Annotated in this window: 16 protein-coding genes; 9 read left to right on the top strand and 7 right to left on the bottom strand. The window is 71.4% G+C overall.

Translation table 11 applies throughout. The features are described from left to right. The 3 genes from AB0H57_RS17385 to AB0H57_RS17375 form a co-directional block, all read left to right on the top strand. Positions 1 to 246, top strand: a 246-nt coding sequence (locus tag AB0H57_RS17385) for an electron transfer flavoprotein subunit alpha/FixB family protein (protein ID WP_357507483.1), incomplete at its 5' end; no start/stop codon positions are given. A gap of 54 nt (positions 247 to 300) precedes the next feature. After that, entirely contained in the window at positions 301 to 981 is a 681-nt protein-coding gene (npdG, locus tag AB0H57_RS17380; protein ID WP_357507481.1) for an NADPH-dependent F420 reductase, read from the top strand. An 82-nt stretch (positions 982 to 1,063) separates the two neighbouring features. Further along, positions 1,064 to 2,026, top strand: coding sequence for an EamA family transporter (locus tag AB0H57_RS17375; protein ID WP_357507479.1), 963 nt, complete (start codon positions 1,064 to 1,066; stop codon positions 2,024 to 2,026). Positions 2,027 to 2,191: 165 nt separating this feature from the next. Here AB0H57_RS17375 and AB0H57_RS17370 read toward each other — a convergent pair whose 3' ends face one another. Both AB0H57_RS17370 and AB0H57_RS17365 read right to left on the bottom strand, forming a co-directional pair. After that, complete coding sequence (locus AB0H57_RS17370; RefSeq protein ID WP_357507477.1) at positions 2,192 to 3,097, bottom strand: class III extradiol ring-cleavage dioxygenase; 906 nt, start codon at positions 3,095 to 3,097, stop codon at positions 2,192 to 2,194. Between the two features lie 187 nt (positions 3,098 to 3,284). Then, positions 3,285 to 3,860, bottom strand: a complete 576-nt coding sequence (locus tag AB0H57_RS17365; protein ID WP_357507475.1) for an NADPH-dependent F420 reductase — start codon at positions 3,858 to 3,860, stop codon at positions 3,285 to 3,287. 106 nt (positions 3,861 to 3,966) lie between these two features. On the opposite strand from AB0H57_RS17365, the gene AB0H57_RS17360 reads away from it, so the two are divergent. The 4 genes from AB0H57_RS17360 (at position 3,967) to AB0H57_RS17345 (ending at position 8,085) form a co-directional block, all read left to right on the top strand. After that, positions 3,967 to 4,494 carry a MarR family transcriptional regulator gene (locus AB0H57_RS17360; protein WP_357507473.1) on the top strand — a complete coding sequence of 176 codons (528 nt, stop codon included), beginning with the start codon at positions 3,967 to 3,969 and terminating at the stop codon, positions 4,492 to 4,494. Between the two features lie 6 nt (positions 4,495 to 4,500). Next, positions 4,501 to 5,547, top strand: coding sequence for a lysostaphin resistance A-like protein (locus tag AB0H57_RS17355; RefSeq protein WP_357507471.1), 1,047 nt, complete (start codon positions 4,501 to 4,503; stop codon positions 5,545 to 5,547). Positions 5,548 to 5,955: 408 nt separating this feature from the next. Beyond that, positions 5,956 to 6,789, top strand: a complete 834-nt coding sequence (locus AB0H57_RS17350) for a mycofactocin-coupled SDR family oxidoreductase (RefSeq protein ID WP_357507469.1) — start codon at positions 5,956 to 5,958, stop codon at positions 6,787 to 6,789. 243 nt (positions 6,790 to 7,032) lie between these two features. Then, positions 7,033 to 8,085 carry a zinc-binding dehydrogenase gene (locus tag AB0H57_RS17345; protein ID WP_357507467.1) on the top strand — a complete coding sequence of 351 codons (1,053 nt, stop codon included), beginning with the start codon at positions 7,033 to 7,035 and terminating at the stop codon, positions 8,083 to 8,085. A 189-nt stretch (positions 8,086 to 8,274) separates the two neighbouring features. Here the strand turns inward: AB0H57_RS17345 and AB0H57_RS17340 are convergent, their stop codons facing one another. Both AB0H57_RS17340 and AB0H57_RS17335 read right to left on the bottom strand, forming a co-directional pair. Then, positions 8,275 to 8,589 (bottom strand): TraR/DksA C4-type zinc finger protein, encoded by a 315-nt coding sequence (locus tag AB0H57_RS17340; RefSeq protein ID WP_357507465.1) that lies wholly within the window; start codon positions 8,587 to 8,589, stop codon positions 8,275 to 8,277. Between the two features lie 34 nt (positions 8,590 to 8,623). Beyond that, entirely contained in the window at positions 8,624 to 9,400 is a 777-nt protein-coding gene (locus AB0H57_RS17335) for a cell shape-determining protein MreB (RefSeq protein ID WP_357507463.1), read from the bottom strand. A 319-nt stretch (positions 9,401 to 9,719) separates the two neighbouring features. Between AB0H57_RS17335 and AB0H57_RS17330 the strand changes: the two genes are divergently transcribed. Both AB0H57_RS17330 and AB0H57_RS17325 read left to right on the top strand, forming a co-directional pair. Next, positions 9,720 to 9,944: a hypothetical protein gene (locus tag AB0H57_RS17330; protein WP_357507461.1), complete on the top strand. Its 225-nt coding sequence runs from the start codon at positions 9,720 to 9,722 to the stop codon at positions 9,942 to 9,944. A gap of 54 nt (positions 9,945 to 9,998) precedes the next feature. Then, positions 9,999 to 10,229 (top strand): potassium transporter TrkA, encoded by a 231-nt coding sequence (locus tag AB0H57_RS17325; RefSeq protein WP_357507459.1) that lies wholly within the window; start codon positions 9,999 to 10,001, stop codon positions 10,227 to 10,229. Positions 10,230 to 10,233: 4 nt separating this feature from the next. On the opposite strand, the gene AB0H57_RS17320 is transcribed toward AB0H57_RS17325, so the two are convergent. The 3 genes from AB0H57_RS17320 to AB0H57_RS17310 form a co-directional block, all read right to left on the bottom strand. Continuing rightward, positions 10,234 to 11,463 carry a helix-turn-helix domain-containing protein gene (locus AB0H57_RS17320; RefSeq protein ID WP_357507457.1) on the bottom strand — a complete coding sequence of 410 codons (1,230 nt, stop codon included), beginning with the start codon at positions 11,461 to 11,463 and terminating at the stop codon, positions 10,234 to 10,236. 111 nt (positions 11,464 to 11,574) lie between these two features. Next, positions 11,575 to 12,231, bottom strand: a complete 657-nt coding sequence (locus tag AB0H57_RS17315) for a response regulator transcription factor (RefSeq protein ID WP_357507455.1) — start codon at positions 12,229 to 12,231, stop codon at positions 11,575 to 11,577. Continuing rightward, positions 12,195 to 14,105: a sensor histidine kinase gene (locus AB0H57_RS17310; RefSeq protein ID WP_357507453.1), complete on the bottom strand. Its 1,911-nt coding sequence runs from the start codon at positions 14,103 to 14,105 to the stop codon at positions 12,195 to 12,197. The genes AB0H57_RS17315 and AB0H57_RS17310 overlap by 37 nt, the downstream gene beginning before the upstream one ends. Positions 14,106 to 14,166 lie beyond the last annotated feature (61 nt).

Here is a 14,166-nt window from a genome sequence, read left to right as displayed (position 1 = left end):
TCCGGCTACTACCCGCACCAGTTCCAGGTCGGCCAGACCGGCAAGACCGTCTCCCCGCAGCTGTATGTCGCGTTGGGTATCTCCGGCGCGATCCAACACCGGGCCGGCATGCAAACCTCGAAGACCATCGTCGCGGTCAACAAGGACGCCGAAGCACCCATCTTCGAACTCGCCGACTACGGCGTGGTCGGCGACCTGTTCAAGATCGTCCCACAGGCCGCCGAGGAGATCCGCAAGCGCAAGTGACGGGCAGGCCTGACCGACCAGCCCGTCCCTCCACCGGAACAGGAGCCCGACCTCATGACAGATCTCCCACCCGAGTCGCTCGCCGGCAAGACCATCGCCGTCCTGGGCGGTACCGGCCCGCAAGGCCGCGGCCTGGCCCGACGATTCGCCGCCGCCGGGTTGACGGTCGTCATCGGCAGCCGCGACCCGGAGCGAGCCGCCGACACCGCCACCGAGCTGGCCAGAGCCACCGGCGGCATGGTGTCAGGCACGGACAACACGGACGCGGCCGTCGCCGGCGACATCGTCGTGATCGCCGTGCCGTGGCAGGGGCATGCCGACCTGCTGAAAGGGCTGGCGACCAAGCTGGCCGGCAAACTGGTGGTCGACTGCGTCAACCCGCTCGGCTTCGACAAGCAGGGCGCCTACGCGCTCACGGTCGAGGAGGGATCGGCCGCCCAGCAGGCACAGGCGCTGCTGCCGGACAGCACCGTGGTCGGGGCGTTCCACAACGTCAGCGCGGTCAAACTCGACGACCCCGAAACCGCCTCGGTCGACACCGACGTCCTGGTGCTGGCCGACGTGCGGCAGGCGAGCGACCTGGTGCAGGAACTCGCGAGTTGTATCCCCGGCGTGCGAGGCGTGTACGGGGGACGGCTCCGCAACGCGCATCAGGTCGAGGCGCTCACCGCCAACCTCATCAGCGTGAACCGGCGGTACAAGGCGCACGCCGGGATCCGGATCACCGACATCTGACCGACGCCCGCGTGCCGATCGTCGGTCCTCGTCGGAGATCGAAAGCCTGGGCGCGGTCACCCGTTGTGAAAAGAGACCAGCGATGTTCCACGCAACTATCGGCCGCAGGGCCGACCGGACCTGGCTCGTCGCCGTCGCAGCCAGCCTCTGGGGCTTCTCCGGCCTGCTGCGAGAACCCCTCGCCCGTCAACTGCCGGCGTTGAGTGTCGTCCTCGTGGAGCACGTTGTCCTCGTACTCCTGGTCTCGCCCTGGTTGATCCCCGCGCTGCGCGCCCTAAGCCGGTGCAGCCCGCGCGCCAAGCTGGGGGTGCTGGTCATCGGCGCAGGATCATCGGCGCTGGCCACCACACTGTTCACCGCGGCCTTCCGGCTGGGCGATCCGATCACTCCACAGGTACTGCAGAAGTTGCAGCCGCTGATCGCTCTCATCCTGGCCGCCGCCCTGCTCGGCGAGCGGGTGACCCGGCGGTTTCCCCTGTTCGCGGTGCCGGCTCTGGTCGGGGCCTGGCTGCTGGCCTTCCCCGATCCGTTCGGTGTGACCGTCCACAGCGCGGGCGCGGCGGCGCTCGCGCTCGGCGCGGCCCTGCTCTGGGCCGCCGGGACCGTGCTGGGCCGGATGGTCAGCCAGGAACTGTCCTACCTGCACATCACCACATTGCGTTTCGTTGTCGGCCTCGTCACGCTCGCCGGCTTCGCCGTGGCGACGAGGACGCCGGTCGCCGTACCGCCGGCGCTGCTGCCCCGGCTGGTGGTGCTCGCGGCCGTACCGGGCCTCCTCGCGCTGCTGCTCTACTACCACGCCCTGCACTGCACCCTCGCCACCCGCGCGACCCTGGCCGAGCTCGCCTTTCCGCTGTCCGCCACGGTCGTCGGCATCACCCTGCTCAACGGCCGGCTCGGCCCCAGCCAGTGGATCGGTCTCGTCCTGGTGCTGACCTCGGTCGTCCTTCTCTCGCTACACGAGAAGCGCAGCGCCCGTCCCGCGGTGACACCGCCGCACCTGGGCTCCGAGCAGCGAGCGCCCAGCGCAGCGGCACGGCGGTGACGCCACCGACTGGTGCCGCCGCACTCGGCTCCCCGTGATGCGTCGCCGCCCGACGCGCGCCGGCAACTGCCGTCGACGCCCTTGCCCGCCGCGGCAGGGATCCCGAAGGGCTCGCTCAACGTGACGCCCTGAGCTGCAGATCAGGTGGGTGCGGTCGATGGCCGGTCAGGCGGCCTCGAGCGACCGCTTCGCCAGGCCGAGAGCGTAGCCGTCGATGGTGGTGGTCGGTGCTGTGGTGGGGTCGGTGGCAGCGCCGAGTGTGACGAACAGCGGGGTGAAATGCTCGACGGTGGGGTGGGCGTAGGGCATACCCGGGGCGTTGGAGTGGAACCTGGCGAGCTCGTCAACGTCGCCGCGGGCCAGCGCCTCGGCGGCCCAGTGGTCGAAGTCGGACGACCAGCCGGGCACCTTGTCGAGGTTCTGCCAGTCGAGGAACGGCAGCCCGTGAGTCATGTACCCCGACCCGATCACCAGCACTCCGGACTCCCGCAGCGCCCGGAGCCGCCGGCCCAGTGCCATCAGCCGGTCCGGGTCATGGGTGGGCATGCTCAGCTGCAACACCGGGATGTCCGCCTTGGGGTACATGATCTTCAGCGGCACCCAGGCGCCGTGGTCCAGGCCGCGATTGCGGTGCTCGTGGACCTGCTCGGTGTCCGGCATCAGCGCGACGACCTGCTGGGCGAGGTCCACGGCGGGTGGGGTGTCGTAGCGCATCTGGTAGTACATCGGGTGGAAGCCGCCGAAATCATAGACCAGCTCAGCCGGCTGGGTGCTGGTGATGCTCAGCGGCGCGGACTCCCAGTGTGCGGAGACGATCAGGATCGCCCGCGGTTTGGGCAGGGCCCGGGCCCAGGTGTGCAGCTGAGTCATCCAGTCGGACATCTCGAACAGCATCGGGGCGCCGTGGCTGAGGTAGAGCGCGGGCAGCGGCCCGTCGGCCGGCGTCCACGGCCGGTGCCGTTGCGCGTTCTCGAGGGTGGCGGCCCGCCGCAGGTGCCTGGTGAACGGGTGCTGGGCGGGGACAAGCGCGTCGGCTGCCGCGGTGGCACCGGCGGCGGCGCGGTTGGTCATGGGTTCTCCTCGGAGAGGTGTGGCGCCGGTGACGGGCCGGCGCGCACAGGCTCGGGTGCAGTGGCGCGGACCCAGGACACGGTGAGGCCGGCTTCGGGACGTGACGGGTGATGGCGTCGCGGGCGCTGGCCCCGTCCTGGATGCCGGCGCTCGTGAACCGACGCGGCCAGCTGACCGCCGGGGCGGGTCAGGCCACGACGCCGAAGCCGCCGGTCCAGGAGACCTTCTCGCTCGCGGCCAGGCTGATCTGCAGGAAGCCGAGGGACTCCATCTCCCGGGCCCGCTTGAGCGCGCCGGCGTCGATGGCCTGCAGACCGGCCGCGCTGATCACGCCGATGAGGGTGGCCTTGGCGTCGGCGTCGTCGCCGGCGACCAGGACGGTTGTGGTCAACGGGCCGACGGTGCCGGCGGCCAGCGTGCCGGCGAAGGTGGTGTTGAACGCCTTGAGCACCCGGGATCCCGGCAGCTTGGCGGCGATCTCGGCGGCGGCGGAGCCGTCGGCGGGGACGGTGAGGGAGTCGAAGGTCTCGAAGTTCAGCGGGTTGGTGATGTCGACCACGATCTTGCCCTTGAGCTGGTCACCACGCTGGGCGAGCACTTGGTCGACGGCCGGGTAGGGGACCGCGAGGACGACGATGTCGCCGGTGGCCGGCTTGTCGGCGTCGGCCTTGCCGAGCAGTTCGACGGTGTTGCCGCCCTTGGTGGCGACGCTGGAGATGGCCTGGCCCATGTTGCCGGTGCCGATGATGGAGACGTGTGCCATGAGGAATTCCTTTCGGAGTGGAAGGTTGAAGCTTCAAGTAACACCGTAGCAGATTTACTTGTTCCGTCAACCAACTGGGTAGGGTGTGAGGATGAGCAGGCAGTGGTTGACCAGCGAGCAGCTGGCGACGTGGGTGCGGCTGGCCGCGATGGTGGAGCTGCTTCCCGGCGCCTTGGACTCGCAGCTGCGCCGTGACGCCGGACTGACCCACTTCGAGTACATGGTCCTCGCGATGCTGTCGGAGGCGTCCGAGCGCACGCTGCGGATGACCGCCCTCGCCGCGCGCACGAACGCCACCTTGCCGCGGCTGTCCCACGTGGTCCGGCGGCTGGAAGACCGCGGCCTGGTGGAGCGGCTCCCCTGCCCACAGGACAAGCGTGCCACCAACGCCCGGTTGACCGAGGCGGGCTGGCAGAAACTGGTGGAATCCGCGCCCGGGCATGTCGACAACGTCCGGCATCACGTGTTCGAGGCGCTCACGCCGGAGCAGGTTGCGCAGCTGGCCAGCATCACTGGCGCGATCCTCGACCGGCTGGACCCCGACGGTGTGATGACCGCCGCGCACCAGCGCCCCACCCCGCCGACCGACGAAGAACACCAGGTCAGGGACAAGTCAGGGGCCGGCCAGGGGTAGGTCCCGATGCCCGCGGTCCGGCCCGCTGGAACGCTGGATGCGGGCGGCAGGCAGGCCGACCGCGTCCGATTGATCGAGATGGCTCACCCGGCCGATGTTGGCTGGCTTCAGGCGCAGAGCGACGACCTCGGGAAGAGTGGCATGAACGTGCGCAGGCGCAACACAGCAGTGCCGAGGACAGCCGGTCCGACGGTCCGTTCGCTCCGCGGATTCTTCCTCGCCACGTTCGCTCTGTCCTGGGGTATGGGCATGCTGTACGTGCTGTTCCAGGCGAAGGTCGAGGCGATCTTCGGGCCGATGGGCTACACCAACCCGGTGTTCATCTTCATGGTCTACGCACCCGGGATCGTGGGCGTGTTCACGGTGTGGCGCCACTACGGGCTGTCTGGCCTGGGTGGCTTCTTCCGTCGCTTCAGCTTGTGGCGGATGTCGCTGTCGTGGTGGCTGGTGCTGCTGATTGGCATGCCGGCGGTGTTCTACGGCGCAGCGGCCATCACGGGCAAGCTGGCCGATCCGTTCCCCATCTCCTCGTGGTCGGCCGTGCTGCCGGCCTTGTTGGCGATGCTGTTCATCGGCCCCATCGAGGAGCTCGGCTGGCGGGGCGTGGCGCTGCCGCTGCTGCAGCGGCGGTTCTCGCCGCTGTGGGCTGGACTTCTGCTCGGCCTGCTGGTGGCGTTCTGGCACACGCCGTCGTTCCTGTTGAGTGGGACGAAGCAGTCCGCGTGGGCGTTCTGGCCGTTCTTCTTCGGCGTGGTGGCGATCAGTGTCATCCTCACGCCGATGTTCAACGCCGGGCGGGGAAGCCTGCTGGTGGCGTTCCTGTTCCACGCGCAGATGAACAACCCGGTATGGCCCGATGCCCAACCGTGGGACATGTGGCTGTTCGTCGCGACGGCGGTCGTGGTGGCCGTGGTGAACCGCAAGGCCCTGCTCGACCGCGGCGCCGCGGTGACCACGATCGTCACCCCGACCGACGAGCCCGACACCAGGAACGACGCCGTGCTCACCGAGCGGTCGCGCGGCATGGAGCAGGAAACTCCAGCGAGCACCTGATCCCGCATCTTGATGCGGTCGGACGAGCAGCCAAACCTGCGGCACGAGCGGACGGCCGAGGCCCGTCGGTTCTATGGTTGGAAATGCGGCCCGGTGGGCTGTCTCGCCCGGGTCGGCGTGGCCGGGCGCCCGAGCCGACCTTCGCCCGTCCAGGCGGCCACGACGACGTCGGCTACCTCAGCCAGGTCAACGACCTGGTCGTCGGCGAATCCACCATCAACTCCGCAGCCGGTTTGCCGCAGCGCCGGTCCGGCGTCGACCGGGTGCGGAACAGGGACGTAGCCGCCATCGCTGGGCGCGGTCCGGGGAGGAATGGTTGAAGCTTCAACAATGTTGTACCGGGTGCGAACACAGCAGCGGCGGGCGAGTTCGGGCCTCGCCCCCATATGAGGAAGAGGACGATTCAGCATGGGGCGTGTTGAGGGGAAGGTAGCGTTCGTCACCGGGGCGGCGCGCGGCATGGGTCGGGCGCACGCGGTGCGGCTGGCTCAGGAGGGCGCGGACATCGTCGCGGTCGATCTGGCCCGGAACGAGCCGGATCTCGACTACCGCCAGGGCACGCCGGAAGATCTTGCCGAGACCGTCGCCCTGGTCGAGGCTGCGGGCCGGCGGATCATCGCACGGGCAGCCGACGTACGTGACCAGGGTGCACTTGAGGCCGTGGTCGCCGAGGCGACCGAGAAACTCGGCGGGATCGACATCCTGGTCTCGAACGCCGGCATCGCGAACCAGAACCCAGCCCTGGAATTGACCGACAAGCAATGGCAGGACATCCTGGCGGTCAACCTCGTCGGCGCCTGGCACGCCGTCAAGGCCGTCGTGCCCGGGATGATCGAGCGCGGTCGTGGCGGATCGGTCGTCATCATCAGCTCCACGGCCGGGCTCATCGGCGCGCCGAACCAGGCCCATTACACCGCGTCGAAGCACGGGCTCCAGGGCCTCATGGGCACGCTCGCGAACGAGCTGGGGACGCACAACATCCGGGTGAACACCGTCAACCCGGGGATGGTCAACACTGAGATGGCGATGAACGAACGCCTGCTGAGGGCGTACATCCCCGGCGTGGAGAACCCGACGCTCGACGACGTGGCCCGGGTCTTCGGCGGCCTGGCCCTGCTGCCGGTGGCGTGGGTGGAGCCGGAGGACGTGAGCAACGCGGTGCTCTGGTTGGCGTCGGAGGAGTCCCGCTACGTCACCGGGATCGCGATCCCCGTGGACGCGGGCCTGCTCGCGAAGTTCTGACCCGACCTCACGTGCGCCCTTGTGGGTTCGAGGCCCGGCCTCGAACCCACAAGGGCGCCATGGCCCCGGATGGCTGACTGCCGACGGTGGGAAGGATCCCGGCCGACGGAAGCGGGCGAGTCGCGCCGAATCGCAGTGTTCTGGTCGCCCAACCCGGGCCCGCGCAGCGACCATTCTCCCCGCTGGGGCCTGCCAGAGCAGGTCGAGTGGAAGACTGTGGGCAGGCGTCAAGGGAGGATCCGCATGTCTGCCGACCGCTATCTCGCAGTCGCCGGTCCACGGGAGCTTCGCGCGGGCGAGGACGCCGTGACTGAGCCTGGGCCGGGACGCGTGGTGGTGGACATCGCGTACACGGGGATATGCGGCACGGATGTCCATGGATACACCGACGGGCACATGCTGCCGCCAGCGGTCTTCGGGCACGAGTGGACCGGCCTGATCTCGGCGGTGGGCGATGGCGTGGCGGGGCTGCAGGTCGGCCAGCGGGTGGTGGGTGGCGTGGGGCCGGCGTGCGGCCACTGCCCCCAGTGCGTTGCCGGGCATGCCCGCAACTGCGACACCGTTTTCGCCGAGGCCAACGGGGTCGACGCCGACGCGCCGTCCCACGGTGCCTTCGCCACGCGGGTGCAGGTTTCGGCGCGGCGGGTGATACCGGTCCCCGAGGGCCTCTCGGATGCGGAGGCGGCGCTGGTGGAGCCGACCACTGTCACCTTCCACGCCGTGCGCCGGGTGGCGGCGGAGTACGGCGCGATCACCGTGGTCCAGGGCGCCGGCCCGATCGGGCTGCTCGCCGCTCAGAACGCGCGCAACGCCGGAGCCGGCCCGATGATCATCTCCGAGCCCGCGCCGGCCCGTCGTGCGCTGGCCGCCAGGCTCGGATTCACCCACGTCGTCGAGCCCGCCGAGCTCCGCACCGTGCTGGACGGGCTCACGCGGGGCCTGGGCGCCGACGTGGTCTACGAGTGCACCGGTGTTCCAGCCCTGTTGCAGCCGTCGGCGGAGCTGGTGCGCCGGGGTGGGGTGCTCGCGTTGCTCGGCTATCCGCTGGAGAACTCGAGCGTCAGCTACGGCGATTGGCAGAGCCGCGAGCTGACGGTGATCGGGTCACTGGCCTACAACCATGAGGACTTCGTTGGCGCCATGCAGGCGATTGCCGCGGGCCGAATCGACGTGGCGTCCTTGCACAGCGGCACCTTCGGCCTGTCATCGCTGAGAGACATTCTCGAGGAACTCGATTCGGGGCAGAGTGACCACGTCAAGGTGCTGATCGACCCGAAGCGGGAGGGCCGGAACTGACCACCAGGCTGCTCGTCGCCCGCACCGCTGCAAGCCCTACCGCGACCGGCGCGACCTGGTGTTCCGCACGCTGTCGTACGTCGACGCCGCCGTGCTCTCCGCGGCCGGCGCGACCGCTGACCTGGCGTTGTGGTGCGCGCCGTCCGCGCTGGTGAGCACGGCGGTGCCGCGGGGCGGGAGCCGCCACCGTCAGCGCCGTTGCTGACACGGTACGCAGAAGCGGGCCGAGGGCAGGATCTCCAGGCGGGCCGTCGGGATGTCGTGGCCGCAGCGCTCGCAGACGCCGTACCTGCCCTCGGACATCCGCTTCAGCGCCTGGGCGGTGTCGGCGACTCCTTGTTGGGCGACCTCGACCAGCCGGCGCAGGGTGTCCGGGTCATGGCCGCCGTGGTCACGTTGCCGGGAGTGCAGCGTCAACTCCGTGAGCTGGTCGGTGTACTCCCCGAACTGCCGTTCCAGCAGCTCGCGCAGCGTTTTGGTGCGGTCGTCGAGGGTGTGCGTCATGGTCGGGGTGCTCCTTTCCGGACGAGGCTCGGGTTCACGCGCGGTGGCGCAGCGCCGACACGGCGGCCAGACCTGCGCCGGTCAGCGCGGCGATGCGCGGTGCGGCGGCGCGGTGCACGGTCGCGCCCAGCGTGGCGACCAGCCGGGCGGTCAGGTCGGGTCGAGTCGCTCCGTCGCCGATGACGATCACGCCTCGGGCCAGGGCGGCGCGGACCAGCGGGCGCAACGCCGACTCCTGTCGCAGTTCGCGGATCAGCCGGGAGACGGTGTCGGCGAGCATGGCGGCGGTCACCTCGTGGTTCAGGTCCCGGGTGCCGACCTCGGCGCGCCGGGCGGCGACGACCTGGCCGTCCTCCAACACGGCCACCTCGGTGAGCTGTGCGCCGATGTCGGCGAGCAGCAGGGTGCCGGCGGCTGCGCCGGCGCCGATGGCGCCCGCCCGGACGCTGTCGACGAAGAGCAGCCGGGACGGCGCGAGGACGGCGGTGAGCACGCGGCGGGTCGCTTCCTGGTCGGCCGGACGGGTCAGTACCGGGCGGCAGGCCACGACCAGCGCCCCCACCGGCACCGGGGTGCGGTGCTCGCGTAGCAGCCGCCGCAGTTCGGCGGCGCACCCCGGGCCATCGACGACCCGTCCGCGCCGGATGACCGGTTTCCGCAAGCCGTGGCCGACCGGGACGCTCAGTATCCCGCCTGGCCCCAGCCAGATCCGTAGTTGGGCGCTGCCCAGGTCCACGGCAACGGGCGCGACGTCGACGGCCACCGCCGGCCCGGTGGTGTGGGACCGCCCGACCAGCATCCCTGTGCGCACCGGAGGGTGAAGGGAAGTGACATAGCCGGACATACCGACCTCTTTCCGAGTGGGTTGGGCACCGCCCGGTGGGGCGGGTGCGGTGGGCAGGGACGGCCGGTTCCGCGTGGGATCTCCAGCGTCGCCGGAAAAACGAGCGTCGGCACTGCGTGTGACCGGCCAACAACGGGTCGCCTGATTGCCGGCCGCAGGAGAGCAACCTCGTTCCCGGGGGGCCCGGCCGGAGCCGGCAGCGCTGCTCCACGCCGCTTTCGGCCACCCGGGAAAGGGCCTCGCATCGGGCCACCGGGCGACGATCGACGGACGCTATGGTGGGCGCATGCGCAACCAGCAGCACCACGCAGCCATCGAGCGGTCGCTCGTGCTGTCGATGCTGGCGGTGCTGGCAGTTGTCGTCACAGCGCTTCGCGGCGGCCGCGCGCTGGGCGTGTGCATCGTCGTGCGGCTGAGCCGCGCCGTGCCGGGCTGTGTTCCCGCCTGGTCGGCCGACCGAGCTCCGCCCACGGCCGTGGTCCACACTCGACTGTCCACCGCGTTGCCGTAGCGCCGACCTGCTCCCGGCCGGCTCTCGACAGCCGTCCCCGAAGGAGCTCTCCCTGTGACCATCGAACGCACACCCCTGCCAGGCATCGGGGTACGACACACCCTGACCACCGAACAGGGCCGCCGGATCGGCGTCATCGAGTATCAGGCGGGTGACCGTCGAGACGTCTTCCACGACGACCCGGACGACCCCGACGGCATGGTCAGCCTCTGTCTCACCCGTACCGAGGCGACCGCGCTGGCCAACCTGCTCGGCTTCCCGGAACTGGTCGCCGTCCCCGCCTGACTCCCTACGTCGGCAGCGGCCGGCGCGGCCAGTCCAGCGCTCGCGCGCCGAGCACGGCGGCGTGCAGGGTGAACCTGTCCCGAGGATCGGAGGGGTCGTAGCCGCTCAACGCCCGGATCCGGTCCAGCCGGTAGGTGACGGTGCGGACGGACACGTGCAGGCGGCGGGCCGCCTCGGTGGCGACCTCGCCGCACGCGAAGTACTCGGTCAACGTGTCCAGCAGCGGCCCGGCGCCGCCCCGGGCCTGGCCCAACGGTGTCAGCACCGCCTGCACGAGGTCCACCATTGCCGGCTGGTCCCGCAACAGGACGCGGTAGATGAGCAGGTCGTGGGCGTCGATCACCGACGTCTCGGCGTGCAGGCGCCGCGCCGTGGCCAGGGCCTCGCGGGCCTCCTCGTAGGAGCGGGCGATGCCGTAGAGACCCGGGTGCGGGCGGCCCACCGCCACCTGCCACGGCCGGCCCCGCACCAGGCGGTCCAACTCGCCGTGCATCAGTCGGCCCAGATCCCCCCTCGACTCGCCGCCGCCGCGGCTCCGGTCGGGCGTCACCGCATCCGCCGGGGCGACCACGACGAGCAGCCCCTCCTTCGTGGCCACCAGCACGTCCCGGTCACCCAACCGGTCGAAGATGACCCGCTCCAGCGTGCTGATCGCCGCCCCGGTGTCCGGCAGCCGCCGACCCGGTGCGGCGAGCGCAACCTGGTGCACGCGGGCGAGGTCCAGCCCGAACGGCTCGGCCCGCTCCACCAACCCGCCGAGGTCGGAGTCGCCCCGCAGCAGATCATCGACAAGTTCGCGGCGCAGCGACTCCTCGCGGCGGACCAGTTCCCGGCGGGCCGCCGTATAGCCCTCGGCGAGAGTGGCGACGGCGCTGTCGACCACGTGCAGGACGGCGTCCGCCGCGGCACGGACCGTTTCACTGTCGGTGGAACGGGCCAGGTGCGGCAGTTGCCGCCAGAGCCGCCGCGCCGCGGACAGGTAGAGGCGGACCGCCCGGCCGGCCGACACGCCCTGCTCGGCGGCCCGCCGGCCGAGCGCCTCCACCGCGTCGAGTTCGCTACGGCGTGGCCGGCGGCCGGTCACCGCCGCGTCCCTGAGCAGCCGGAGATAGTCGCCGAGCAGTTCCACCGGTACGCCACCGGCATCGGCGCTCGCCTCGCGGGCCACATCCGTCAGCCACTGGTCGTCGCCGTGGCCCCCGGCCGGACCCGGCCGGCGGCCGCTCTCGGTCATCTCGGTCTCCCCGTGCGGGGCCAGCACCGACCACCGACCCGATTCATCCAGCCTAGGCCGCAAGCATGGTGCGCCGGGCTCGACAGGCGGACACCGCCTGCACCGGCACGGTCATGGCCCCCGGTCCAGAAACGCGAGCACGGCGAGGACTCGCCGGTTGTCGTCGTCGGAGGGGGCGAGGCCGAGCTTGCCGAAGATGCTCGCGGTGTGCTTGCCGACCGCGCTCTCGCTGAGGAAGAGCCGCTGTCCGATGGCCGCGTTGGAGCGGCCTTCCGCCATCAGCTCCAACACCTCCCGCTCGCGGACGGTCAGGCGGGCGACCGTGCTCTCGGCCCGCCTCTCGTCCTGCGCGAGCAGCTTGGCGATGACGTCGGGGTCCATCGCGGTGCCGCCGGCGGCGACGCGTCGGATCGCGTCGACGAACTGGTCGGCGTTGAACACCCGGTCCTTGAGGAGGTAGCCGATGCCGCCGGTGCCGTCGGCAAGGAGTTCCCGGGCGTAGAGGCGCTCGACGTGTTGTGACAGCACGAGCACGGGCAGACCGGGAATCTGCTTGCGTGCCGCGAGCGCGGCCTGAAGTCCCTCGTCGGTCTGCGTGGGTGGCAGCCGCACGTCGACCACGGCCACGTCGGGCCGCAGGTCGAGTAGCGCACGGAGCAGCTCGGGTCCGGTCTCGACCGCCGCGACGACCTCGAATCCGTGCGCGGTCAGCAGCTGCTTGAGCCCTTCCCTCAGGAGATAGAGGTCCTCGGCGAGGACAACGCGCACGGTACCTCCAGTACTACCAGGGTCGGGCCGCCCGTCGGGCTGCTCACCCGGACAGTACCGTCGAACGCCGCGAGCCGGTGCCGCACGCCCCGCAGCCCGCTGCCGAGCGTCGGGTCGGCGCCACCGCACCCGTCGTCGCCGACGGTGACCCGCAGGGCTGAGCCGTCGTAATCGATGGTCACCGCGACCCGTGCGGCACCGGCGTGCTTGCCGGCATTGGCCAGCGCCTCGTTGACGGCGAAGTACACGGCCGCCTCTACCGGTTCGGGCGGCCTGCCAGGCAGGTCGGCGGTCACGGTGGTGGGCAGCGGGGCGTCGAGGGCCAGCGCCCGTACGGCGTCGACGAGCCCTCGTTCGGCGAGCACCGGCGGGTGGATGCCACGGACCAGGTCGCGCAGTTCGGTGAGGGCCTTGGCGGACGTCTGCCGGGCCTCGACGAGCATTCGCCGGGCACCGGCCGGGTCCTGCTCGACCAACTGCTCGATCGTCCCGAGCGCGAGGCCGAGCGCCACCAGCCGGGCCTGCGCCCCGTCGTGCAGGTCGCGTTCGATGCGGCGCAGCTCGGCGGCCTGCGCCTGCGTGGCGTCCGCACGACTCTCGGTCAGCTGCTGCACTCGCAGGTTGAGCCGGGCCTCTGCGGTCGGCGCGAGCAGCACCGCGGTCCACCGACCGTGTGCCCGGAGCGCGGCCGGTGCGGCGAGGACGCCCGCGACGGCGAGGGCGACGCCGGTCACCACGGCGAGCCAGGGACGGTCGGCGAAGACCCGCAGGCCGGGCGGCTCGGGGGCATGCACGATGTGCAGGAGCCCCGCGATGACGAGGCCGAGGAAGCCGTAGGCCAGCGCGCCGACCGAACCGAGGACGAGGGCGCCGCCGACGATCGGGTCGGCGGCGGTCCACGACATGTCCCGCCAGGTCGCCGGGTCCCGCCGGAGCCAGCTGAGCTGCTGGTGGTAACGGGTCCAGGTCCGCGACCGGTAGAGGTGGCCGCCCACCTCGTAGAGGCCGTCGGGCCGCAGCGGCGGCAGCGCGGGCTCGGGCCGGTAGGGCTGGTCCACCCGTACGCCCGACCAGCGGTCGGCGAGGCGGCGGCGCACCGTGGCGACCGCGCGGGTCCACCGCACGACGGGTGGCAGCGCCACGACGAAGCCGAGGCAGGACGCCGTAAGCGCGGCCAGGGACGCGACGGCCAGCAGGGCGCTGACGACCGCCAGGCCGGCGAGGGCGAGCATCCGGAGCAGGGCGAGCAGGCGGATCCCGAGCCATGCCTTGAGCGAGCCGATCCGGGTTTGTGGCGGGCCGAGGATGCGGCGCGCCCAGGCGTCGTGGGCCCGCACCAGCGCCGGCGCGGTCGCGAGCCCGGCCGTTGCCGCGGCCAGGCCCGGCACGAGGGCCCACCAGGGGAGGAAACCGACGGCCGCGGTCATCACCGCCGCGAGACCGCCCAGGACGAGTGCCGCGGGCGCGAACCCGAGGAGGCCGCCGACGACCGGGTTGGCGACCATCCAGCCGATGTCGCGCCAGGTGGCCTGGTCTCCGAGGGTCCACTCCAGGTAGCGCTGCTGCCTCGGCCAGAACGGCGACCGGTAGAGCCGGCGGTTGTACTGGTAGCGCCCGTCCGGCTCGGGTGCGGGTGCGGGCGGTCGCGGGAGGTAGGGGAGGGGCACGCCACCGGAGAGGCGCCGCACGGCATTCGTCGCCCGACGCATCACCACGAACGGCCACGGGAGGAGGAAGACCAGCCCGAGGCCGAACCCGGGCACCATGAGCGCGACGTGGGCCGCCAGCAGCAGCACAGACAGGACCGCGCATCCGCCCCGGGCCAGGGCATGCAGCGTTGCCACGAACCCTCGTACCACCCAGTCGCCGGTCATGACGACCAGTCTGACCGACCCGCCGCCGCCGACACACTGCGTCCACGCGCCGGGCCGGGGG

Source organism: Micromonospora sp. NPDC050686 (assembly GCF_040654475.1).
Classification (GTDB): Bacteria; Actinomycetota; Actinomycetes; order Mycobacteriales; family Micromonosporaceae; genus Micromonospora.
The sequence above is the reverse complement of the archived record's forward strand: the minus strand, read 5'-3'. Positions and strand labels throughout refer to the sequence as shown.

Bases quoted from the DNA above. Each gene is read 5' to 3' on its own strand.
- AB0H57_RS17375 (WP_357507479.1), top strand. From the start codon at position 1,064: ATGTTCCACGCAACTATCGGCCGCAGGGCCGACCGGACCTGGCTCGTC.
- npdG (WP_357507481.1), top strand. From the start codon at position 301: ATGACAGATCTCCCACCCGAGTCGCTCGCCGGCAAGACCATCGCCGTC.
- AB0H57_RS17310 (WP_357507453.1), bottom strand. From the start codon at position 14,105: ATGACCGGCGACTGGGTGGTACGAGGGTTCGTGGCAACGCTGCATGCC.
- AB0H57_RS17320 (WP_357507457.1), bottom strand. From the start codon at position 11,463: ATGACCGAGAGCGGCCGCCGGCCGGGTCCGGCCGGGGGCCACGGCGAC.
- AB0H57_RS17365 (WP_357507475.1), bottom strand. From the start codon at position 3,860: ATGGCACACGTCTCCATCATCGGCACCGGCAACATGGGCCAGGCCATC.
- AB0H57_RS17345 (WP_357507467.1), top strand. From the start codon at position 7,033: ATGTCTGCCGACCGCTATCTCGCAGTCGCCGGTCCACGGGAGCTTCGC.
- AB0H57_RS17350 (WP_357507469.1), top strand. From the start codon at position 5,956: ATGGGGCGTGTTGAGGGGAAGGTAGCGTTCGTCACCGGGGCGGCGCGC.
- AB0H57_RS17330 (WP_357507461.1), top strand. From the start codon at position 9,720: ATGCGCAACCAGCAGCACCACGCAGCCATCGAGCGGTCGCTCGTGCTG.
- AB0H57_RS17370 (WP_357507477.1), bottom strand. From the start codon at position 3,097: ATGACCAACCGCGCCGCCGCCGGTGCCACCGCGGCAGCCGACGCGCTT.
- AB0H57_RS17355 (WP_357507471.1), top strand. From the start codon at position 4,501: ATGCCCGCGGTCCGGCCCGCTGGAACGCTGGATGCGGGCGGCAGGCAG.
- AB0H57_RS17340 (WP_357507465.1), bottom strand. From the start codon at position 8,589: ATGACGCACACCCTCGACGACCGCACCAAAACGCTGCGCGAGCTGCTG.